The 21,466-nt window shown below is 64.3% G+C and carries 24 protein-coding genes; 15 read left to right on the forward strand and 9 right to left on the reverse strand.

Annotation, left to right across the window (positions count from 1 at the left end):
- Positions 1–258 precede the first annotated feature (258 nt).
- The gene (locus QQS14_RS14590) at positions 259–669 is read right to left on the reverse strand and encodes a hypothetical protein (protein WP_285907749.1); all 411 of its coding nucleotides are present in this window, start codon (positions 667–669) and stop codon (positions 259–261) included.
- Between the two features lie 437 nt (positions 670–1,106).
- Between QQS14_RS14590 and QQS14_RS14595 the strand changes: the two genes are divergently transcribed.
- On the forward strand, positions 1,107–2,378 hold the full coding sequence (locus QQS14_RS14595; RefSeq protein WP_285907750.1) for a cyclic di-GMP phosphodiesterase: 1,272 nt from the start codon (positions 1,107–1,109) through the stop codon (positions 2,376–2,378).
- 95 nt (positions 2,379–2,473) lie between these two features.
- Here the strand turns inward: QQS14_RS14595 and QQS14_RS14600 are convergent, their stop codons facing one another.
- Positions 2,474–2,887, reverse strand: a complete 414-nt coding sequence (locus tag QQS14_RS14600; protein WP_285907751.1) for a hypothetical protein — start codon at positions 2,885–2,887, stop codon at positions 2,474–2,476.
- A 183-nt stretch (positions 2,888–3,070) separates the two neighbouring features.
- On the opposite strand from QQS14_RS14600, the gene QQS14_RS14605 reads away from it, so the two are divergent.
- Positions 3,071–4,069 (forward strand): Gfo/Idh/MocA family protein, encoded by a 999-nt coding sequence (locus tag QQS14_RS14605; RefSeq protein ID WP_285907752.1) that lies wholly within the window; start codon positions 3,071–3,073, stop codon positions 4,067–4,069.
- Positions 4,070–4,109: 40 nt separating this feature from the next.
- Here QQS14_RS14605 and QQS14_RS14610 read toward each other — a convergent pair whose 3' ends face one another.
- From QQS14_RS14610 to QQS14_RS14630, 5 genes are all read right to left on the reverse strand, one after another.
- A complete protein-coding gene (locus tag QQS14_RS14610) occupies positions 4,110–5,864 on the reverse strand; it encodes a bifunctional metallophosphatase/5'-nucleotidase (protein WP_285907753.1) in 1,755 nt (584 codons plus the stop codon).
- A 113-nt stretch (positions 5,865–5,977) separates the two neighbouring features.
- Positions 5,978–6,235, reverse strand: coding sequence for a HypC/HybG/HupF family hydrogenase formation chaperone (locus tag QQS14_RS14615; RefSeq protein ID WP_285907754.1), 258 nt, complete (start codon positions 6,233–6,235; stop codon positions 5,978–5,980).
- Positions 6,204–6,758: a HyaD/HybD family hydrogenase maturation endopeptidase gene (locus tag QQS14_RS14620; protein WP_285907755.1), complete on the reverse strand. Its 555-nt coding sequence runs from the start codon at positions 6,756–6,758 to the stop codon at positions 6,204–6,206. The genes QQS14_RS14615 and QQS14_RS14620 overlap by 32 nt, the downstream gene beginning before the upstream one ends.
- A gap of 144 nt (positions 6,759–6,902) precedes the next feature.
- A complete protein-coding gene (locus QQS14_RS14625) occupies positions 6,903–8,621 on the reverse strand; it encodes a nickel-dependent hydrogenase large subunit (RefSeq protein WP_285907756.1) in 1,719 nt (572 codons plus the stop codon).
- A 61-nt stretch (positions 8,622–8,682) separates the two neighbouring features.
- Positions 8,683–9,669 carry a hydrogenase small subunit gene (locus QQS14_RS14630; RefSeq protein WP_285907757.1) on the reverse strand — a complete coding sequence of 329 codons (987 nt, stop codon included), beginning with the start codon at positions 9,667–9,669 and terminating at the stop codon, positions 8,683–8,685.
- Positions 9,670–10,253: 584 nt separating this feature from the next.
- On the opposite strand from QQS14_RS14630, the gene QQS14_RS14635 reads away from it, so the two are divergent.
- Positions 10,254–10,553 (forward strand): MTH1187 family thiamine-binding protein, encoded by a 300-nt coding sequence (locus tag QQS14_RS14635; protein ID WP_285907758.1) that lies wholly within the window; start codon positions 10,254–10,256, stop codon positions 10,551–10,553.
- A gap of 58 nt (positions 10,554–10,611) precedes the next feature.
- Complete coding sequence (locus tag QQS14_RS14640; protein ID WP_285907759.1) at positions 10,612–11,265, forward strand: Crp/Fnr family transcriptional regulator; 654 nt, start codon at positions 10,612–10,614, stop codon at positions 11,263–11,265.
- Positions 11,266–11,295: 30 nt separating this feature from the next.
- Here QQS14_RS14640 and QQS14_RS14645 read toward each other — a convergent pair whose 3' ends face one another.
- The gene (locus QQS14_RS14645) at positions 11,296–12,042 is read right to left on the reverse strand and encodes a UPF0280 family protein (RefSeq protein ID WP_285907760.1); all 747 of its coding nucleotides are present in this window, start codon (positions 12,040–12,042) and stop codon (positions 11,296–11,298) included.
- A 119-nt stretch (positions 12,043–12,161) separates the two neighbouring features.
- Positions 12,162–12,815, reverse strand: coding sequence for a lactate utilization protein (locus QQS14_RS14650; RefSeq protein WP_285907761.1), 654 nt, complete (start codon positions 12,813–12,815; stop codon positions 12,162–12,164).
- Positions 12,816–13,049: 234 nt separating this feature from the next.
- Between QQS14_RS14650 and rpmH the strand changes: the two genes are divergently transcribed.
- From rpmH to QQS14_RS14705, 11 genes are all read left to right on the forward strand, one after another.
- Entirely contained in the window at positions 13,050–13,184 is a 135-nt protein-coding gene (rpmH, locus tag QQS14_RS14655) for a 50S ribosomal protein L34 (protein ID WP_231116989.1), read from the forward strand.
- A gap of 20 nt (positions 13,185–13,204) precedes the next feature.
- Positions 13,205–13,543, forward strand: a complete 339-nt coding sequence (gene rnpA, locus QQS14_RS14660) for a ribonuclease P protein component (protein WP_285907771.1) — start codon at positions 13,205–13,207, stop codon at positions 13,541–13,543.
- 8 nt (positions 13,544–13,551) lie between these two features.
- Entirely contained in the window at positions 13,552–13,848 is a 297-nt protein-coding gene (gene yidD, locus QQS14_RS14665; protein WP_285907762.1) for a membrane protein insertion efficiency factor YidD, read from the forward strand.
- The gene (gene yidC, locus QQS14_RS14670) at positions 13,803–15,458 is read left to right on the forward strand and encodes a membrane protein insertase YidC (protein WP_285907763.1); all 1,656 of its coding nucleotides are present in this window, start codon (positions 13,803–13,805) and stop codon (positions 15,456–15,458) included. The genes yidD and yidC overlap by 46 nt, the downstream gene beginning before the upstream one ends.
- 46 nt (positions 15,459–15,504) lie before the next feature.
- Complete coding sequence (locus tag QQS14_RS14675; protein WP_285907764.1) at positions 15,505–16,665, forward strand: Jag family protein; 1,161 nt, start codon at positions 15,505–15,507, stop codon at positions 16,663–16,665.
- Positions 16,666–16,838: 173 nt separating this feature from the next.
- A complete protein-coding gene (gene mnmE, locus QQS14_RS14680) occupies positions 16,839–18,257 on the forward strand; it encodes a tRNA uridine-5-carboxymethylaminomethyl(34) synthesis GTPase MnmE (RefSeq protein ID WP_285907765.1) in 1,419 nt (472 codons plus the stop codon).
- Between the two features lie 2 nt (positions 18,258–18,259).
- Complete coding sequence (locus QQS14_RS14685) at positions 18,260–18,547, forward strand: hypothetical protein (protein ID WP_285907766.1); 288 nt, start codon at positions 18,260–18,262, stop codon at positions 18,545–18,547.
- A gap of 84 nt (positions 18,548–18,631) precedes the next feature.
- The gene (locus QQS14_RS14690) at positions 18,632–19,078 is read left to right on the forward strand and encodes a pyridoxamine 5'-phosphate oxidase family protein (protein ID WP_285907767.1); all 447 of its coding nucleotides are present in this window, start codon (positions 18,632–18,634) and stop codon (positions 19,076–19,078) included.
- Positions 19,079–19,081: 3 nt separating this feature from the next.
- A complete protein-coding gene (locus tag QQS14_RS14695; RefSeq protein ID WP_285907768.1) occupies positions 19,082–19,660 on the forward strand; it encodes a GDSL-type esterase/lipase family protein in 579 nt (192 codons plus the stop codon).
- Positions 19,661–19,671: 11 nt separating this feature from the next.
- Positions 19,672–20,703 carry a threonine aldolase family protein gene (locus QQS14_RS14700; protein WP_285907769.1) on the forward strand — a complete coding sequence of 344 codons (1,032 nt, stop codon included), beginning with the start codon at positions 19,672–19,674 and terminating at the stop codon, positions 20,701–20,703.
- Entirely contained in the window at positions 20,700–21,284 is a 585-nt protein-coding gene (locus QQS14_RS14705) for an LOG family protein (protein ID WP_285907770.1), read from the forward strand. The genes QQS14_RS14700 and QQS14_RS14705 overlap by 4 nt, the downstream gene beginning before the upstream one ends.
- The last annotated feature ends 182 nt before the right edge of the window (positions 21,285–21,466 follow it).

Raw genomic sequence — 21,466 nt, forward strand, 5'->3', positions numbered from 1 at the left:
CAACTTTATTGTTCGGAAATGATCACCCATTGCCATCTTCGAGTCGCCGAGTTAACAACTTTTCCAGAAGCCCGGCGCGCACGCGCACGGAAATCATTGGGTTGCCGGGTCACGCAGTTAACAACTTTATTGTTCGCCGACAAATGTAACACTTCAACAAAGCCGTCTCCGGCAGCCATGAGCGGCTGCCGGAGACGGCTTTATCGTGTCTGGGTGCGGCAACGCCCCGGAGTTGATATCCCGGGCGTTACTGCAATGCTAGATATAGATGCACTTGAAATTTCGGGTCACGTCCGGGTGCTTGCGGAACTCCTCGTACTCTCTGGCGGCTTTTTGCATGTAGTGGACCATCTGGGGGACCAGCGCGGCGCGCTCCACCTTGCGGCTCCAGGAGCGCACCTCGCACTCGCCGTCGGCCTCAAGGACCATGGCCCAGACCAGGACCGTGTCCGCCTCGATGCGGCCGGACGAGGTCTTGGCGTCCAGGAAAAGATCGATCTGACGGAAGACGGCCCTGTGCTCCTGAACCGCCCTGTTGATCTCCATGACCTCGCCGCCGGTCAACTCCAGCGCCTCCAGCTTGACCGTGCCCTTGACCGACACAAGGCCCGAGAGGCCGTCGCTGGCCGCCCGCTCGCCTGAGAAGAGCCCGGGAGCGAACAGAACCACACACCATACCGCAAGTCCGAGAACGAACGCCGCACCCAGAAGGGGCATCCGCATTGATTTCGCCTTTCTGGCCATCATCTGCAACCCTTGAAAAAATCCAATATATTCAACATTAATTGCTGTGGAATACTTTGCCAAGAGGCAGAGCTACCCCATTTGCCCGGTCTTGGCAATGGCAGTATAGGACTCATTTTTCGCCCCAACAGCCAACACGTTTATTTTTTGTGACAAATATTTTAATATATATCATCAATCAATTGTTTGCAAGCGTGTTTTCCGATTCCCTTGCCCGGAACATTCCGGACAGCCTGCGGAGGCTCCCACGGCTGACTCGGGAAAGACACGTAAATACAACATATTGCATCGTCCCGCAACACAGCCTTTCCACGCAAAGTTGTTGTGCCTTTGCTGACAATGCGCTATCTTGCAAGGATACTATGACCGACCCGTTCATGCCCGAATACCGCATCTCGGTGGACCAACTCCGGCCGGGCGTCTTCATCAGACTGGAGAAAACCAGCTGGTTCGATCATCCATTCCTCTTCAGCAGCTTCAAGATCAAGGACGCGGAGCAGATCGCCCTGCTCAAAAGCCTCGGCATCCGCGAGATCGTCTGCATTCCCGAGCGCAGCGACGTGCTGCCCGCCCGCAGAAGCGCCGACACCGAGCCCGCGCCAAGCGTCCAGGCCATGCCCCGCGAGGCCATAGACCGGCTCTGGGAGATCAAGCGCGACAGGACCCGACGCCTGCGCGAGAAAAAGCAGCGCATAGCGGCCTGCGAGGAACGCTTCACCCTGTGCATCAGGACCTTTGACGCCATCCTCAGAGGCATTGCGGCGGGCAACCCCGAGTCGGGGCTCGAAGCCGTGGAGTTCGTGGACCGCTTGAGCCGCTCCTTTCTCGACGACGTGGAGTCCACCCTGCATCTCATGAACGTCGTGGACCAGGGCGAGAGCGCCTATTCGCACCCCATGAACGTGGCCGTGCTCTCGCTCATGGTGGGCAAGGAGGCCGGACTGTCGCGCCAGGACATGAATGCGCTGGGCCTTGGCGCCCTCTTTCACGATATCGGCAAGGCGGGCCTGCCCAAAAAGCTGCTCAAGAAGCGAGGCGAGCTGACCCGGCCCGAGCAGGAGCTCATCGCCCGGCACAGCGAAACCGGCGCGGCCATGCTGGCGGCCATCCCCGGCCTGCCCGAGGCGGCGGTGTTGATGGTGAGCCAGCACCACGAGCGCATGGACGGCTCGGGCACGCCCCATGGGCTCAGGGGCGAAGGGATCGACCGGCTGGCCCGGATCGTGGCCATTGCCGACGCCTACGACAACCACTGCAACACGGCCGACCCCAACCAGTCCCTCACGCCCTACCTCGCCCTCTCGTACATGTTCGGCCAGCAAAAGCCGCTTTTCGACGTGGAACTGCTGGCCCTCTTCATCCGCTGCCTGGGCGTGTACCCGCCGGGAACCGTGGTGGAGCTGACCAACGGGGCCGTGGGCATGGTCATGTCCGTGAACCCCAGGAACCAGCTCAACCCCAGCGTGGTCCTGTACGACGCCGATGTGCCCAAGAAGGAAGCCCTCATCGTGGACCTGGCCGACGAGGCGGACCTGCGGGTGGAAAAATCCATCCGCCTCGCCCACCTGCCCCCGGAAATCCTCGAATACCTCTCGCCGCGCACGCGGATCACCTACTACGTGGACCCCAAATAGACCCGCCAGCATCACGAACCCGCATCAAAACAAAAGGACCCCCGCGAAGGACGTCCTTTTCATTGGCATGACCACTTTCCGGGCCAGTTTCCCGATCATTCCCCGGGTATCTGGGAAATGATCCGCCCCACCGTGGCCGCAGCGATAACGGACAGGCACAGCCGCGCCCGGGTCGGGCCGAAAAACACATCAAGATAGACCATGTCGCCGTGCTGGAAGCTCTCCGGCGCCACGCCCGTGAGCAGGGGCAGTTCGATGGCCTCGTCGCCGTCAAAGGCCACGGGGACCATGCCCTCGCGCTCCGGCCCCATGTCGGTCGTGCGCATGGACCCGAGGGCGTCGGCCAGGGCCGGGCAGGCGTCCAGGGCCACCGGCAGATAGACCCCGCCGAATTGCAGGAGACACACCGGATGGTCGTCGAGCAGCATGGCCTGCGGCTCGGCCTCGAAGGGTTCAAGCAGGTAGGGGCCGGCATCATCGAACTGGATTCTCTGCCCTTCATCGGTCATGACGTCTCCTTTGTTTCCGACTCTCGCACCGCCGCCCGGTTGCGCGCGGTCAAGAAGCTGATATACTGGCCTTGATTCCGTCCCGTCAACCGTAAGGGGCCCACGGTCTGACGGACAAGCGCTTGGGCGGATTAACCGCCCGGAGCGCGGGATTCTGCCGCCACGCAAAGCAGAGGAGCGCCCGTGAAGAAAATCCGCTTCGGCATCCTGGGCACTTCCCGGATCGCCCGCACCCGATTCGTCCCGGCTCTGGGGCGCAGCCGCCATTGCGTGGCGGCGGCCATGGCCTCGCGCTCTCTGGACAAGGCCGAGGTGGCCGGTCGTGCTCTGGACATCCCCGGCCGATACGGCAGCTACGAGGCGCTGCTGGCCGCACCGGACATCGACGCGGTGTACATCCCCCTGCCCAACCACCTGCATGTGGACTGGGCCATCCAGGCCATGCGCGCGGGCAAGCACGTGCTCTGCGAAAAACCTCTTGGGCTGGGCACCGAGGACGTCAACCGCCTCATCGACGCCACCAGCCGGTACCCGGACATCAAGGTCATGGAGGCCTCCGCATCCCGCCACCACCCCCAGTGGATTGACGCCAGGCGACGAGTGAAGGACGGCGAGATCGGACGGCTCGTGGCGGTGGAGTCCTGCTTCGCCCACTTCAACGACGACCCGGAAAACATCCGCAACCAGACCACCACAGGCGGCGGCGGGCTCATGCACCTGGGCTGCCACTGCGTGTCGATGTCGCGATTTCTCTTCGGCACCGAGCCGGTCCGGGCCTGCGGATTCGCCAACCACGACCCGACATTCGGCACGGACAGGCTCTTTGCCGGAATGCTCGACTTCTCGGGCGCGGTGGTCACCTTCACCTGCGCCACCCAGTTGACCGCCCACCAGCGGATGGCCATCCTCGGCACCACGGGCCGCATCGAGATCACGCAACCCTTCAGCGCCCCGGCCGACACGCCCACCCGTACCGTGCTCCACCGCGATAACGACCCCGAGTCCCCGCGCACCATCACCTTCGGCCTCTGCGACCAATACGCGGTGCTGGCCGACCTGCTTGCCAGGGCCATTCTCGACCACACCCCTGTGCCTGTGCCCCTGACAGACGCCTGGGCCACGATGCACGCCATCGAGGTGCTGCGGGAGAGCGCCCGGACAGGCCGGTGGCTCCCCTGCTGACGCGCTCCGGCCGGTCATTGACCAGACAGGCCGCGGGCCGTCAACGGGCCGGGAGGAAGGTGACGCCCGTGGACGCGGGCGGGTCCAGAATCCTGGCGGCAGCCACGAAATCCATGAAGACCAGGGCGTCCACGAAACCAGTGTCCGTGACGCGCACGGCCTCGCCCATGACCGTGTAGCCGTCGCCGCCGCCTGCGAGAAAGTCGTTGGTCACCACACGGTAGGTGTGGGCCGGGTCCAGCGGACTGAGCCCCCCGTCCGCGCCGACCAGGGCCACGTCGCGCACCCGCGCGCCCTCCGGGCGGGCCATGTCCGCCGTGAAGCGCAGCCCGGCCACGTAGGGGAAGGCCCCGCCGCCGCGCGAAACCCCGGTCTCCAGGGCGCGCACCACCTGGGCACCGGTCATCTCCATGACAACGAGGGTGTTGCCAAAGGGAAGCATGGTATGAATCATGCCCACGGAGATGTCGCCCTGCTCCAGGCCGTGGCGCACGGCGCCCGCGTTGAGCAGGACCAGATCGGCCGGGCCGCCCGTGGCTGCGAGCCTTTCAAGCATGGACCGGGCCACCAGGGGGGCGATCAGGCTGCCGTGGGGCAGGTCACGGCCGGTCTCGTCCACACCCGGCACGCGGATGTGGGGCAGATCGGCCGAGGCCCTGCCCACCACCTCGTGCCGCATGGCCGCCACGCCTGCCCGATAAGGTTCGAGAAAGGCTTCTGTGGCCGCTTCTTCGGGAACCCCTGCGGCCACAGGGCTACGGTCCAGCCCGGCCAGGACCTCTTCCAGGGCCGGGCCAGCCAAGGCTTGGCGTCGCCCATCGGCCCCCTTGCGCTCAAAGGTGTCGCCCACCAGCAGGAGCGGTCTGCCGCGCGCGGCCGTGACCCGGCCGGCCTCATCAAAGGAGACATCGAGCCGACCGAGCGCCCGCCCCCATTTCCAGGCCGTGACCACATACACCGGATCGCCGAGAGGTCCGGCCACCATCACTGGGTAGGTATTGTCCACGGTCAGGCCCAGGGCGGCCATGGCCGCCGCGTCGCCGAGCAGTGAATGGGAATGGCCGCCCACGATCAGGTCCACGCCGGGCACCGTGGCCGCAAGCTCCATGTCGCGGGCAAGGCCCACATGGGTGAGCAGGATGATCTTGTTCACGCCCAGCCGTTCAAGCCCTTCCACGGCGCTTCGCGCGGCCGCGGCTTCATCCGAAAAGGTCAGCCCGGGGCCGGGGTTGGACAGGGCCGGGGTGTCGCGCAGGGTCAGGCCGACGATGCCCACGGCCTCGCCGTCAAAGTCCAGCACCACGAAGGGGGCGATGCGCCCGGCCAGTTCCGGCACGCCCGAGGCGTCCACATTGGCCGCCAGCACCGGCAGCCGGGCGTATCCGAGCATCCGGGCCAGGAACGCGCCCCCCCGGTCGAACTCGTGATTGCCGAGGACCATGGCGTCGAAACCGAGCCGGTCGAGCAGTTCCATCTCGGGCCTGCCGCCATACTTCGAGAAATACAGGTCGCCCTGGACCACATCGCCCGCGTGGAGCAGGACCACGCCATGACTGGTCGCGTTTTTGGCCGCACTTTTGGCCGCACGCTCATCCTCCACGGCACGGGCCAGCCGCGCCCAGCCGCCCAGGCGGGCCGTGGTGGGCGTCCCGTCCAGCAGCAAGGTCTCGGCCGTGGCGTCGAGATAGGAGTGGGAGTCGTTGACGTGGAGCACGGTCAGTTCCAGGGCCGCAGCCGGGACGGCCAGGAGCAGTGCCAGCATCACGGCAAACCAGGATCGGACGATCAGCTTCATGGGGACACCTCGCAGTTTTACCCCTGATAGCAGGAACAGGGACAAATGGAAATGGACGCAAAAAGGCCCGGGACAGGATTGCCCGGGCCTTGCGGTTGGCATGGGAAAAGGCGCTAGAGCATTTCGTGGCGGTAGTTCTCACCGCCGAGCAACTCCACCATGTCGCGCAGGATCTTCAGGGTCTCCTGGGCTTCCTTGGGGTCGAGTCGGCGCAGGGCGAAACCGGCGTGGATGATGATGTAGTCACCCAGAGTGACTTCCTCGTCCAGGAGCATGATGGACGCATTGACCGTGGTATCGCCCTCGCCCACGCGGCAGGTGGCGACGCCGTCGTTGATCTCAATTATTTCGGCTGGAATCGCGAGGCACATAGATCTTCTCCGTTGCTGGGTTCATCCTGGTTCGCGGGGTGAAGCTCCCGCCCGCCCGCTCCACTTCCGCGAGCACGGCGTCCATGACCTCGGGCAGCCTGGCCTCAAGCTCGGGCGAGAGGGCGGCCGAGAGGTCCTGATAGTTGTGTGGCTCCACGCCAAGCAGCACCACATCGGCGGGCACCTGGCCCACCAGACTGCACTGGGCAAGGGTGTCGAGCAGGTCGGTCTGATGCATGGAGTTCTTGAAGGCGCAGGCCTTGCTCAGATCGTCGCCGAGCAGGCGGAAGAGATCGCCGGGCTGGCCTTCGTTGAGCACGATGTCCACAATGATCAGGGCATCGGCCTCCATGATCGGCCCCATGAGCTTGAGGCCCAGGGTACCGCCGTCGAGCACCTCGACATTGGGCGAAAACTCGTAGTTCTGGATCAGCTCCTCGGCCACCCGGACGCCGAACCCCTCGTCGGTGTAGAGGATGTTGCCGACGCCGAGGACGAGGATGCGTGTATCGTGTGCTGACATGGTTTTCCCTTAATTGAGGCCGCCGGTTTAATCAATGGCAAACACGGGCGGCAGTGCGCCGCGCTTCGGCCCGGCCGGTGAAAAAATGCGGGAGCCCGAGGGCTTCGGGCTCCCGCTTTCATAGCGTTCTCGCTCCGTAGAGGACTACAGGATCTTGAACTTCTTCACATTGCCGGTCTTATTGTCGATGACGTGCACGCCGCAGGCGATGCAGGGGTCATAGGAGTGCACGGTGCGAAGGATTTCGACCGGACGCTCGGGATCGGCGATGGGGGTGTTGTCGAGCAGGGCCTCCTCGAGGGGGCCGGGGATGTCGTTGTCGCAGCGGGGACCGATGTTCCAGGTGGAGGGGACCACGAGCTGGAAGTTCTCGATCTTGCTGTCCTTGATGTTGATCCAGTGGGAGAGGGCACCGCGCGGGGCGTTGACCCAGCCGACACCCTGAGCGGCGGCGGCCATGTCCCAATCCTTGCAGATGTCCAGATCGCCCTTGGCCACGTTTTCCTTGAGGTCGTTGACCCACTCATCGGTCTTGAGGGTGATGATCAGACACTCGATACCGCGGGCGCCGGTGCGTCCCAGGGTGGAGAACAGGGCCTCGGGGCCGACGCCGAGCGCGTTGAGGACGAAGTCCACATAGGTCTTGAACTCGGGCTGGCCCTGGGCATAGTTGACCAGACAGGTGGCCAGCGGGCCGACCTCGACGGCCTTGCCAGCGTAGCGCGGAGCCTTCATCCAGGAGTACTTGGTCTTGTCGTCCAGGCTGGTGTACATGGGGTCGGTGACGCCGCTGTACGGATGCTTGGGCGCGCCGTCCTTGTACCAGGCGTGCTTGACGTGCTCGTCGATCTTGGAGGGATCAAGCGGGTCCACCTGGCCCAGGTTGCGGTTCATGATCACGCCGGGCTTGACGTAGCGGGTGTTCAGGTCGGTCTCGCCGCCCGGAACCGGGAACTCGCCGCAGCACATGAAGTTGGTGGTGCCGCCGATGGAAGCCCAGTCCTTGTAGAAACCGGCAACCGCGATGAGGTCCGGGATGTAGCAGTCGAGGATGAAGTCCTTGACCTCTTTGTAGAGGGCGAGGAAGTCATTGATGTACTGGTCGGTGAGGCCTTCGTAGCAGGTGACGCCGCCCATGACGGTGAACTGGGTGTGCGGGTTCTTGGCACCCCAGACAGCCATGGCGCGAGCGGCCTTGACCTGCATGTGCAGGGCCTTCAGGTAGTGATCGGTGGCGAGCAGGTTGACCTCGGGCGGCAAAACGTAGGCCGGGTGGCCGCCGAGGAAGTAGGCGTTGGTGAAGATGCCCAGACGGCCGGAATCCACGATGCTCTTGACCGTGTCCTTGGTCTTCTGCAGGTCTTCCTTGGTGGAGACGAAGACGGGGTCGGGGCGGACGGTCTTGGCAACGGCGGCGGCCAACTCGGCGGTCTTGTTGACGTCGGCCTGCAGGCAGCCGGTGACATCGACGAAGTCCAGAGCGTGCAGGTGATAGAAATGCACGAGGTGATCATGCATGAACTGCGCGGCCAGGACCAGGTTACGGATGATGGTGGCGTTGTGGGGCAGCACCTTGTCAACGCCGACGGCGTTGTCCACGCAACGGACCGAGGCCAGGGCGTGGGTATAGGTGCAAACACCGCAGGAACGCTGGGTGAAGTGCTGGGCATCGCGGGGATCACGGCCTTTCAGGATGATCTCAAGACCGCGGAACAGCTGGGAGCTGCTGCGCACGTCGATGATCTTGCCATTCTCGACCACGGCCTCCACGCGAAGGTGGCCTTCGATCCTGGTTACCGGGTCAACGATGACATCGTGTTTCCCGGCGGCCATGGCAGCGGCTTTGGGAGTGCAACCGGACATATTGTATCCTCCTTAAGAATTCTAATTCAGTCTGCTTGTAACGAACTCACGCGACAAGGACCTAGAAGTCGGTGAGGTCCGCATACATGTAGGTCTCGCCATCCCAGTCCTCGCCATCCCAGAAACCGGGCTGCGAGCAGCCGATGCAGGGGTGACCGGCCTGAACGGGCCAGTTGTACTGGTTGAATTTCACGGTGGGGCAGTTGTTGAACGTCTCCACACCGCGACAGCCCAGCTTGCGCAGACACCAGCCCTCGCGGGCTTCCTTGGAACCGAAGGAGGGGGCGAACTGGTCCATGTTGAAGGTCTCCTGCCTGGGGCAGTTGTCATGGACGGTTTCGCCGTAGAAGGCCACCGGGCGACGGAGGTTATCCAACTCGGGGATGCCCTTGGTCACGAAGTGGACGATGGTGCCGACCAGGGAGAACGGGTTGGGCGGACAGCCAGGCACGTTGATGATCGCCTTGTCCGGGTACAGCTCGTCGATGCCCTTGGTCGCGGTCGGGTTCGGAGCGGCCTTCTGCACGCCGCCGTAGGAGGCGCAGGTGCCGTAGGTGATGGTGGCCATCGCCTTGTTGACGACCTTGGTGGTGGTCTCCAGCATGGTGTGACCGCCGACCTTGCCGTGGGCGCCGGGCTCGTTGGCGATGCCGGCCACAGCGGTGGGCACGCCGCCCTCGATAACTGCCACGTACTTGCCTGCGGCAACCGTGTCCCACAGCGCCTTCTCGGCGGCGTGACCAGCGGCGGCCATGAGGGTTTCGTGGTAGTTGAGCGAAATGTAGTCCAGAATGAGCGCATCAATGTAAGGCTCGACGGTCCTCAGGATGGACTCGGAACAGCCAGTACACTCAGCGTTGTGCAGCCAGACCACATCGGGCCTGTTGTCGCTAGTGAGGGCTTCCGCGACTTTCGGAGCGAAAGCCGGACCCATGCCCATCACTGCGGCCACGGTTCCGCAGAACTTCATGAAATCACGGCGCGAAACACCGCGTTTTTCCAGCCGTTCCACGGCTCCGTCCTTGCCATGACCTACGGAAAATTTCATAGAACACCTCCGTAATAAAATGAGTCTGTCATGATTATCGAGAACACCGTTATTCTCAAATCACAACCGCCGGACACACGCCCGGACTCGGACCTATACCATCTTCAATGACACGCTTACCGTAATCGTGCCACTTTTGACATTATTTTCCCAAGTTCGTGCTATAACCCCCCGGAAAAATTAATTAACAAATCCCTAACCCGCATTACAAACAAAAGCAATAGGCAACTTCCAAAAATCTTTGAAGTGTCCCGGCACCCTAGCCACATGATCGGCAAAAAGACGCAAAACAGCGGCCAAATGGCCATTTCCAGGCATTGCCCAATCATTATGGAGACTCACGCGAACCGCGACCCCCGACACCAATTCGTCGAAAACACAGGGTGGCACCATCCCGCAATCGGACCGACATTGCTCTGCCCGCCTTGGTCCGATCCGGGGCGTCTGGCGCTGCTCGATCCGGCGAGGACAGAGCGGTCCCGCCGAGGGCTGATGTTTCCTTCCGCCATTGACTCTTTAAGCCCGGCGATGCAGGAATGGATGTGTCGAGGAACCCAGTTGCGCAGCCTGCGCAAGGAGGCCCAATGAGCGTCATCGTTCAACTCAGCGTGTTTCCGCTCCATTCCCAGGGATCGCTCGCGCCCCATGTGGCCCGGGTGGTGGAGGTGATCCGCGCCTCGGGCCTGCCCTTTCAGCTCGGCCCCATGGGCACGGCCATCGAGGGCGAGTGGGCCGAGGTCATGGCCGTGGTCAACGCCTGCTACAGAGAACTCGAACCCGATTTCGACCGCATCCACCTGAGCTTGACCGCCGACAGCCGCCGGGGCAGGCAGGGCGGCCTGACGTCCAAGATCAGCTCGGTCCTGACCCGCATCGAACCATGACCGGCCCGCACAACCCGGCCCCCGGCACGGCCCCCATCCCGAGCAGAGGAGAAACCGCGTGAGCATAGTCCACCAGCAGACCGTCCAGATGAAACAGGTGTCCCACGGGAACTTCCTGATGCGCAACGTGCTCAAGCACAACGTCGTCTTCAACGAGGGCACCCGGGGCGACGCCGCCTACATCCTGACCGAGGGCAAGATCGAGATTTCCGGCATCGTCGAGGGCCACAAGAAGGTCTTCGCCATCCTCAAGCCCATCTCCATCTTCGGCGAGATGGCCCTGTTCCTGGACGACAACACCCGCACGGCCACGGCCATTGCCCTGGAGGACTCCAAGGTCATCGTGGTCAGCAAGGACGACCTCGAAGAATACATGCGCGATTCGCCCAAGGTCATCTCCTCCATCATTACCGTGCTTGTCAGCCGCCTCAAGTCCACCACCAGAAAGGCCATGAAGGTCCCCAGCACGGGCATGGGCGTGGTCCGCATCCTCGACCTCTTCGCAGCCAACGGGACCACCACCCTGCGTTACGACGCCACAGTCCGGTCCATGGCCGACACCTTCATCACCACCCCGGAACGCATCGAGCAGTACATCCACGGCCTGGCCCAGCAGGGATTGCTGGCCGTTGGCCGCGACGAGCACGACACACGGATCATCCGGCTGCTCCAGCGCAATCTGCTGCACGAGGTGATGAAAAAGAAGGATTGAGACGACGTCGGGCCAGAATCCGACAGGACGCTATTCCAGGGCCACCAGTTCCAGGTCGCCCCAGGCCGCGATCTTCGCGTCATATTGAACGAACACGCCGTCAAGACCGCTCCCGGCCAGTTCGGCCGCCCGGTCCAGAACCCGTTGGATGTCGCCCGGCCCGCGCAGCAGATTGCCAAGGGCCGTGGCCGCCGCATCCGCCAGCCGGGCGTCCCGGGCGCGCACGGCCACCAGGTCGCCGCGCCCCAGGCTCAGGGAATGGCCGATGGTGCCGCTTGAGGCGCAGATGGACACGGGAAAGGCCTCGGGCGCGAGGCGCAGGCCGAGCCGAGCCCCGGACTGCGGCTCGGCCAGCAGGGCCACCACCCGCTCCCGGGTGGAGCAGAGATAGCTGTCACCGCCGTTTTCCACAAGGAGGTTCGGGCTTTGCCCGACAAACCCTTCGGCCACGGCCTGGGCCACGGCCCCGGCCACGGCGGCCATGGGCCCGACCCCGCACAGGCTGGCGGCATCGGCCATGGCCCGGACGATCTGCGGCGCGCTGTCCGAAACCGCCACGGGCGCGAGGCTGGCCGCGAATTCCGGGTGAAACAGAATCCAGTTCTTCAGTTCACCGCGCACCAGGGCCACATGGGCCGCCATCTCATGGCGCAGGTCCGCCTCGGCCACCACAAGCAGGTCGGTCTGCTCCACGGCCACCTGAAAGCGCACCTCGCCCTGGCGGGGGCGCACCATGTCGCGGTAGGCGCGGTCTGTGGAGAGATGACGGCCGCTCATGGCCTGCCCGACGCCGGGCATCCCGAAAAGGAACACTGTATGAACATGCCTTGGAACATGGTTGCGAACACGGTTGTGAACAGGGTTTGGAACATGATTTGGAACAGGTTTTCCACAGTCTAGAGCCCGAGGTCCTCGTTGATGAGCACCACCTTGATCCGCCCCTTGGGCAGACATTTCTCGGTGATGGTCCAGACGTTGCAAATGCGCTGGGGCGAATCGCAGTCCATACAGTAGCCGGTCTTGGCGCAGGGGGTCTTCATGTCCAGCCGCATGGCGTTGACCGGGGCGGAATACTCCTTGATCCTGTTCATGGCCCGCTCCAGGTCGGGCACCAGCTTGTTGCGGCCCACGAGCACGATGACGTTTTTGGGGCCAAAGGTGATGGCCCCGCAGCGGTTGCCGTACATGTCGAGGTTGACCAGACACCCTTCGGCCGTGACCGCGTTGGTGCCGGTAAAATAGCAGTCCACCAGCAGGGCGCGGCGGCGCAGTTCATACTTTTCGTCGGCCGAGAGGCTCTTGTCCCAGGGGTCCATGACGGCAAAATCTCCGCTGGCAGTGAGTCGCTCGTACAGCCCGGTGGCCACCAGGGTTGCGGACCCGCCCCAGGACACGGTCTTGGGTGCCAGGGCAGGCAGAATCTCGCCCAGGACAACATCCCCCGCCGCAGCGGCAGACTCGGCCAGATAGGCATCAAAGCCGTTGCCAGCCAGTTGCAGTTTCAGTTCGCGCAAGGCGATTTCCCAATAGGCGTCGATGGGCTTGTCCATGCTCCCTCCTTATATAAATGCAATAGGCGATGCCGGGTACCAAAAAATCGCTGAAAAAAACGCTCGCCTTCCGACTCGGAAACCTGTAGCAGATTGCGCGGCCGACAGGAAGCCCCGATGCCCGCCAAACAGGCGGACTGGCCGCTTTTGCCTTGACGGCCCCATGGACTCCGGTTATATGCTTCCGTTCGACAGAGTTATCGTGAAGAAACTACACTCTCAGGAGATATTGATATGAAACGTACCTACCAGCCCAGCAAATGCCGTCGCAAGCGGACCCACGGATTCCTGGTGCGCTCCCGCACCAAGAACGGTCGCGCGGTGCTCCGTCGCCGTCGCGCCAAGGGGCGCAAGAGATTATCCGTCTAACCTGGGGCAAGGAGCGCCGCCTGCTTGGCCGCCCCCAGTTTGCGATGTGCTACGAGCAAGGCAAAAAGCATTTCACCAGAAGCTTCATCCTGTTCATGGTGCGCCGCGACAACGGGCCGGACGGCCTGCGTCTTGGGCTGACCGTCAGCAGAAAGATGGGCAATGCGGTGGCGCGCAACCGGATCAAACGGGTGGTGCGCGAGTATTTCCGGCTGCATCAGTACGATTTCGAGCTGCCTCTTGATATCGTCGTCGTTCCCAAGCGGAACCTTGAGGCCGATCAGCTGGACCTCGCCCTGGCCACAGAAGAGTTCACCCCGCTTTTATCCCGCGTCAGGGCGCAAGCGGCGGCCTCTTGAGTGAGGGAATGATGCGCGCTCTCTTACTGGCGCTCATTTGGTTTTACCAGAAACTCATCTCCCCCTTGCTGCCTCCGGCATGCAGGTTCATCCCTTCGTGCTCGGAGTACGCCAGGGAGGCCGTCATCCGCCATGGAGCGCTCAAGGGCGGCCTTCTTGCGTCGTGGCGCCTGCTCCGCTGTCAGCCCTTATGCCGCGGGGGATACGACCCCGTCCCGGCCGTCTGGCCCACCGACAAACTCAAAGCGAGATTCATTCCATGGAAAAGAAGGAGCAACTCCGCCTTGTCCTCGCCCTGGTCCTAAGCTTCGGCGTCATCTTCGGATGGCAGTACCTCACGGCCCCCTCGGCCGAGGAACAGGCGGAAATGGCGCGCAGAGCAGTCGAGGCCGAACGCATGGCGGCGGCGCTTACCAGCGATGGCGGCGCACCGATAGCGCAGCAAACCCCTGTGGGCGACTTCGCGGCCACCGAAGGCGTGTCCGTGCGGGTGGACACCCCCCTGTACACGGCGGTCTTCAATTCCCAGGGCGGCATTCTCGAAAAGTTCATCCTCAAGAACTACCGCGAAACCATCAAGGACAATTCGCCCAACGTTGACCTCATCGGGGCCAACGCCTTTGCCAAGGGCCCGATGGGCCTGATCCTGACTGCGGGCGAGAGCGAAATCCACACCTGGCGGCGCGGCGAATGGGCCTTCACCGGCTCGAACATCACCCTGGGCCAGAACGACGAGCCAAAGAGCCTCACCTTCACCGGGCAGGCGGGCGACTACCGCATCGAGCGCACCCTGACCTTTGACCCCAAGACCTATCACATCACCGAGTCGTCCACCATCACCACCCTCGCCGCCATCGGCGCGGAGGGTGCCGTGGCCTTCACCGCAGCGGCCAAATCCATGTCCGCCGAGGACGACGCCTACAACCCCACCAAGATAGCCTACCTGAGCGTCAACGGCCGCGACGAGATGAGCGACCGCGACGATCTGCGGGACAAGGGCCTCTTCGCCCCGGCGGGCCTCAAGTGGGGTGCCATTGAGTCCAACTACTTCATCTTCGCCGTCATTCCCGCCAGCGAGCGCTCCACCCTGGCCGCCGGAGTGCAGGACGACATCTTCCGCATGGCCGTCAGCGAGGACGCCACCTTCCTGCCCAATGTCGCCAAGACGGTCCGGGCGTCCTACTTCCTCGGCCCCATGGACCGCGACCTGCTCGCCGCCATGCCCAACCAGCTTGAGAAAGCGGTCGACTTCGGCTGGTTCGACTTCCTTGCCAAGCCGCTGCTCATCGGCCTGAACTTCTTCTACGACTATGTGCACAACTACGGCGTGGCCATCATCCTGCTGACCATCGTCATCAAGCTGATCTTCTGGCCCCTGTCCCAGCGCAGCTACGCCTCCATGGAAAAGATGAAAAAGCTCCAGCCCATGGTCCAGAAGCTGCGCGAAAAGTACGGCGACGACAAGCAGCGCCTCAACCAGGAGACCATGGCCCTGTACAAGACCTACAAGGTCAACCCCATGGGCGGCTGCCTGCCCATGCTCGTGCAGATTCCGGTCTTCTTCGGGCTCTACAAGGCCCTGCTTGGTGCCGTTGAACTGCGCCACGCCCCGTTCATCGCCAAGGTGCCCTTCACCGACCTGCCCTGGCTGGTCGATCTTTCGGCCAAGGACCCGTATTACGTCACGCCCATCATCATGGGCGCGACCATGTTCCTGCAGCAGAAGCTGACCCCGATGGCGGGCGACCCGACCCAGCGGAAGATCATGATGTTCCTGCCCATCGTCTTCACCTTCATGTTCCTGCAGTTCCCGTCCGGACTGGTCATCTACTGGCTGTTCAACAACATTCTCTCCATCGGACAGCAGGTCATGACCGCCCGGTCCACCAGAAAAAAAGCGGCCACACAAGCCTAATACCGCACCGGGGAGCATCGTCTCCCGGCTTTGGAAGGATAATGAAATGAGCGACTTCAAGGAATTCCAGGGAAAGAACCTGGACGAAGCCATAGAAAACGCCTGCGACTACTTCAATCTCAAACGCGACCGCCTGGAGATCGAGATCATCGGCGGCGGCTCCACCGGCATCTTCGGCATCATGGGTGTCAAGAAGGCCAGCGTCAAGGCCCGCCCCAGGGAGCAGGTCAACGCCTCGGACATCCTCAACGGCGAGGCCGAAACCCCTCGCCGGGAATCCCCGAAGACCCCGGAGCCCGAGCCCCGTGCCAAGGCCGAGCCGCGCGCCAAGGCCGAGCCGCGCGCCAAGGCCGAGCCCAGGGACGAAGGCAGGCCCAAGGCTGAAGCCCGGCCAGCCCAGCCCCCGCGCAAGCCCGAGCCCCCCCGCGCGCCGCAGACCGAGCCCGGCAACGAGGCCGTCTACAAGGCCGAGATTGAGGCCGTGAGCGAGCCGACCCCCGGCAACGAGGTCAACGGCAACGTCGAGCCCAAGGCTCGACAGGAGCGCAAGCCCCGCGAGCGCAAACCCAGGACCGACAAGCCCAAGGGCGACCGCCCCCGCTCCGAGCGTCAGCGCACAGAGCGCAGCCGCGACGAGCGCCCGCCCCGGGAGCGCGCTCCCCGCCAGCCCAGGGAAGCGGACGAGACCGAGGAGCATCCGCGCGCCAATCTGGCCGATTTCGACCCCGTTGTCCTTGAAAAGGCCGTGCACGATGTCATGGTCAGGCTGCTCACCCCCATCATCGGCGAGACCAAGCTTGAAATCACCATCGAATCCGACCGGGTCAAGGTGTTCATCGACGACGAGGAAAACAGCGGGCTGATCATCGGCCGCGAGGGGCAGACCCTCTCCTCCATCCAGTATCTGGTCAACCGCCTCGTCTCCCGGGCCATGGAGGCCTCGGTGCGCGTCCAGGTGGACACCGGCGACTACCGCGAGCGCCAGGACGACAAGCTGCGTCAGGTAGCCTGGCATCTGGCCGAGAAGGCGGGCAGCCTGGGCCGCACCCAGTCCACCAAGCCGTTGTCCTCCTATCACCGGCGCGTGGTGCATCTGGCCCTGCAAGACAACGAGGACGTCTTCACCCGCTCCAAGGGCGACGGCCCCATGAAGCGCGTGCTCATCGTTCCCAAGAGCCGCAAGAACGGCAACAGCTCGCGCTACTAACGACACACTTCCGGGGCCGGGGAGCCTGCTCCTTCGGCCCCTTTTTTTCCCGCCCGGTCTGCGCCCACCGCGGATTGCGACCCGCGCCGGGACCAATGCGGGGACCAGCCACGCCAAGGCGCCCCGGCGCGTCACCCCAACCAAGGGGCACATCCCGTGTCCCGGAGTGCGGAATGCCTGACCCGCGACGCGCCCACGACACCATCGCCGCCATTGCCACCCCCCCCGGCGACGGCGGCGTGGGCATTATCCGCATCAGCGGCAGCGCAAGCCGGGCCATGGCCGCCCGGATGTTCCGCGCCGCCCGCGCATCCTTTACGGACTTCATCCCCCACACCCTGCACTACGGCCGCATCGTAGACAGCCACGGCGCGGTCCTTGACGAGGCGCTGGTGGCCTTCATGCCCGGCCCTGCCTCATACACCGGCGAGGACGTGGTGGAGATCAACTGCCATGGCGGCCGCGCCGTGCTGGCCGCAGTGCTCGACGAGACCCTGCGCCAGGGCGCGCGCATGGCCCAGCGCGGCGAGTTCACCTATCGCGCCTTCATGCACGGCCGCCTCGACCTGACCCAGGCCGAGGCCGTGGCCGAGATGATCCACGCCCCCACCCGGGGTGCCCTGCATCTGGCCCAGGCCAAGCTCTCGGGTCTGCTCGGCCGACGCATCGCCGACCTGCGGGCCAGCCTGGAATCCCTGCGCGCCCAGCTGGCCGTGGCCGTGGACTTCCCTGATGACGAGGTGGAATGCCTCGCCCCCGGGGAGCTGGCCGAGGCTGCCTCCAGGGTCCGGGCCGAAATCGACACCCTGCTGCGCGCCGTGGACCGCGCCAAGGCGTGGCGCGAAGGCGCTCTGGTGGTCCTGGCCGGGCGGGTCAACGCGGGCAAGTCGAGCCTCATGAACGCCCTGCTCGGCCGCGACCGGGCAATCGTCACCGACCAGCCCGGCACCACCCGCGACTATCTGGAGGAATCCCTGAGCCTGGACGGCCTGACCGTCCGGCTGGTGGACACCGCTGGCATGCGGCCCGAGCCGTCGGACGAGACCGGCGGTGAATCCATCGACGCCGTGGAAACCGCAGGGCTGCTCATGGGCCGCCAGCTCATGGACCAGGCCGATCTCGTACTGCTCCTGGCCGATACCACCGCGCCGCTGGACGAGGCGACCCTGCGCACCGCGCGCACGCTTGAGCCCAGGCGCGTCATGGCCGTGCTGACCAAGGGCGATCTGCCGGGTTTTGACCCGGTCCAAGCCACGCCCCTGACCGACCTCGGGTTCGAGGTTGCCGCCGTATCCTCGACCACGGGCCACGGGCTGGACGCCCTCTGCGCCCGAATCCGCGAGCGGGTGCTTGCAGGCGCTGGCCAGCCAGACCCTGACGAACTGGCCCCCAACGCCCGGCAGGCCGATGCCCTGGCCCGGGCCGCAGAGGAACTGGGCCACCTCGTGGCCGACGCCCTGGCCGGGGTGCCCTACGACCTGCTCAGCGTGCGGCTGGAAACGGCCTGTGCCATCCTCTCGTCCATCACCGGGGAAATCACCTCCCAAGAGGTGCTGGACGCCATCTTTGACTCCTTTTGCATAGGAAAATGACCATGACCGACAGCCAGCAATCCCCGGACAAACCGGAAATCATCGACGTCGCCCACGTCACCTGCGGGCTCATGCCGCTGATGCAGACCTACCTGGGCGGCACCGCGCCCGGGGTGGAGACGGTGGAATTCCGCGTCCGCCAGGGCATCGAGGCCGAGCTGTGGAACGCCTTTGGCACCGGTCGGCAGTGGCGGTTGAGCGAGATCCGCAGCGACCTCTTCACCGACGTGGCCCGGTTCGTGCGCGTGGAAGAGAACGATCTCGACCCGCTGGGTCTGCTCGATTTCTGATGCGGCCCGCCGCCGGGGTTGTCTTCGCGGCCCGGGAGGATTATGAGTCGGGCTGCCGTTTTTTCCAACCCACGGAGAACCATCATGCGCAAAGACGTGACCCTCGACCCCGCCGTCGTCGCCGACATCCTGGCCAGGGCCGAGGTGCTCTGGCTGGCCCTGATCGACGAGGCAGGCCCCTGCTGCGTGCCGGTCAACTTCGCGGTCGAGGGCGACAAGCTCTACATCCACTCGGGCAGGCGGGGCCGCAAGGCGGCGGCCCTGGACTCGGGCGCGCCCCTGGCCTTTTCCACGGCCGTGGACCTTGAGCCCAAGACCGGCGACGCGGCCTGCAAATACGGCTACCGCTTCCGCTCGGTGATGGGCACGGGCACGCCCCGCCGGGTCGAGGGTGACGAGATGCGCACCGCCCTGGACGCCATCACCCTCAAATACGCTGGCGGGTTGCTGCCCTACGAGGACAAGCCCCTGGCCGCCACCGCCGCTTATGTCATCGACATCGAGTCCGTCAGCGCGCGCATCAAGGAGTGAACCATGATCATCTGCTTTTTCGGAGATTCCCTGACCCTGGGCGTGGGCGACGAGGCGGGCATGGGCTGGCCCGGCAGGCTTTGTGTCGCCCTGCGCCGTGAAGGCATCGACGCCACGGCCTACAACCTCGGGGTGCGCCGCGACGCCACGGTGCGCATGCAGCACCGCTGGCGGGCCGAGGCCATGGTCCGGCGCATGGAGAGCACCCCGCTCAAACTGGTCTTCAACTTCGGCGTGGCCGATGTCTCAAGTGCCGTCGGCATTGAGGAATCCATGGGCGCGGCCGTGGCCATGCTCACCCGGGCCAAGGCCGAGGCCGAGGTGCTGGTGATCGGCCCCACCCCGGTCAACGACGCGGACAAGCGCGAGGCCATCGCCGGTCTGTCGCGCCTGTTCGAGTCCATGTGCCGCCGTCTGGACATCCCCTTTGTGCCCGCCCTTGACGCCATGCACCGCTCCTTCGTATACGGGCAGGCCCTGAACGACGGCGACGGCGTCCACCCCACCGGGGCGGGCTACGCCGATCTGGCCGAACACATCCTCAAGCACGGCGCGGCCCGCCCTTTTTTCGGGCTCAAGTAGGGAGCAGACCCATGCGATCCTTTGCCAGCGACAACAATTCCGGGGCGCACCCGGCCATCATGGAGGCCGTGGTCAAGGCCAACGCGGGCCACGTCAAGTCCTACGGCGACGACGAAATCTCCATCCGCACCGACGAGGTGTTCAAGGAGTTCTTCGGCTCCCAGGCGCGCATCCACTACGTGACCACGGGCACGGCCGCCAACACCCTGGGGCTGCGCGCCGTGACCCGCACCTACAACTCGGTCATCTGCGCCGAGCAGGCGCACATCAACAACGACGAGTGCGGCGCGCCCGAGGCGTTCGGCGGCATCAAGCTGGTGCCCGTGCCGTCGGCCGACGGCAAGCTCACGCCCGGCAGCGTGGCCCCCTACCTGGGCCACATCGGATTCGTTCACGCCAGCCAGCCCAAGGTCATCTCCATCACCCAGCCCACGGAAGTGGGCAAGCTCTACTCTCTCAAGGAGATAGAGAATATCGTGGAGTTCGCCCACGACCGCGACCTGCTGGTCCACCTCGATGGCGCCCGGCTGGCCAACGCCTGCGCCGCGCTGGACTGCTCCTTCTTTGACATGACCACCGCCCTGGACGTGGACCTGCTCTCCTTTGGCGGCACCAAGAACGGCTGCCTCATGGGCGAGGCCGTGGTCTTCCTCAACCCCGACATCGGCGAAGGCTTCCCCTACCTGCGCAAGCAGGCCATGCAGCTTGTTTCCAAGATGCGCTTTGTCTCGGCCCAGCTCGAACGCTACCTCAAGGACGACCTGTGGCTTGAGAACGCGCACCACGCCAACGCCATGGCCAAACGGCTGGCCGAGCGGGCCGGGGCCATCCCGGGCGTGCGCATCAAGGGCAGCGTGGACTGCAACGCCATCTTCGCCCACATCCCGCCCGAGGCCACGGACATCCTGCTGCGCAAATACTACTTCTACGTCTGGGACGAGCACGACCACACCGTGCGCTGGATGACCTCCTGGGCCACCACCGAGGCCATGGTAGACGAGTTCGTGGCCGACATTGAAAAGGCAGTAAGGGCGGTGTCATGAAACGGATTTGCGTCTATCTCGGCTCCAACCCCGGCATTGACCCGGCCTATGCGCAGGCCGCCGACGCGCTGGCCCTGGAGCTGGCCCACCGCTCCATCGGCCTTGTCTACGGCGGCTCGGACGTGGGCCTGATGGGACGGCTGGCCAACGCCTGCCTCAACGCGGGCGGCGAGGTCATCGGCGTCATCCCCGAACTGCTGGTGGAGAAAGAGGTGGCCCACACCGGGCTGACCACCATGCACGTGGTGGCCTCCATGCACGAACGCAAGCAGCGCATGGCCGACCTCTCGGACGGCTTCATCGCCCTGCCCGGCGGCCTCGGCACGCTAGAGGAATTCTTTGAAGTCTTAACGTGGAACCAGCTCGGCTACCACGCCAAGCCCTGCGGCCTGCTCGACGTCAAGGGCTACTACGCCTGCCTCGCCGATCACATGGACCGCATGGTGAATGAAGGCTTCCTCGTGCAGGAACACCGGCGCATGGTCCTGACCGGCTCAGACCCGGCCGATCTGCTGGACCGCTTCGAGACGTATGTGCCGCCCCAGGTGGACAAGTGGATTGAGAAGAAGAAGGGGCTGTAGGTTGCCGCTTCCGATTCGTAATTGATATGAAAAAGGGCCTTCTTGAAAGGCCCTTTTTTTGTTGTGCGGGTGTTTGCTTTTTTTTGAGGGGGCTTTTCAGGATTATCCGATGGAAATAGGCATGGTGTCCCCCTAATTCCAAAAAGGAGAACCTCTCTTTTTCAAGAGGAACTGTCAGATTG

The organism is Pseudodesulfovibrio pelocollis, from assembly GCF_030282845.1.
GTDB classification, from domain to species: Bacteria; Desulfobacterota; Desulfovibrionia; order Desulfovibrionales; family Desulfovibrionaceae; genus Pseudodesulfovibrio; species Pseudodesulfovibrio pelocollis.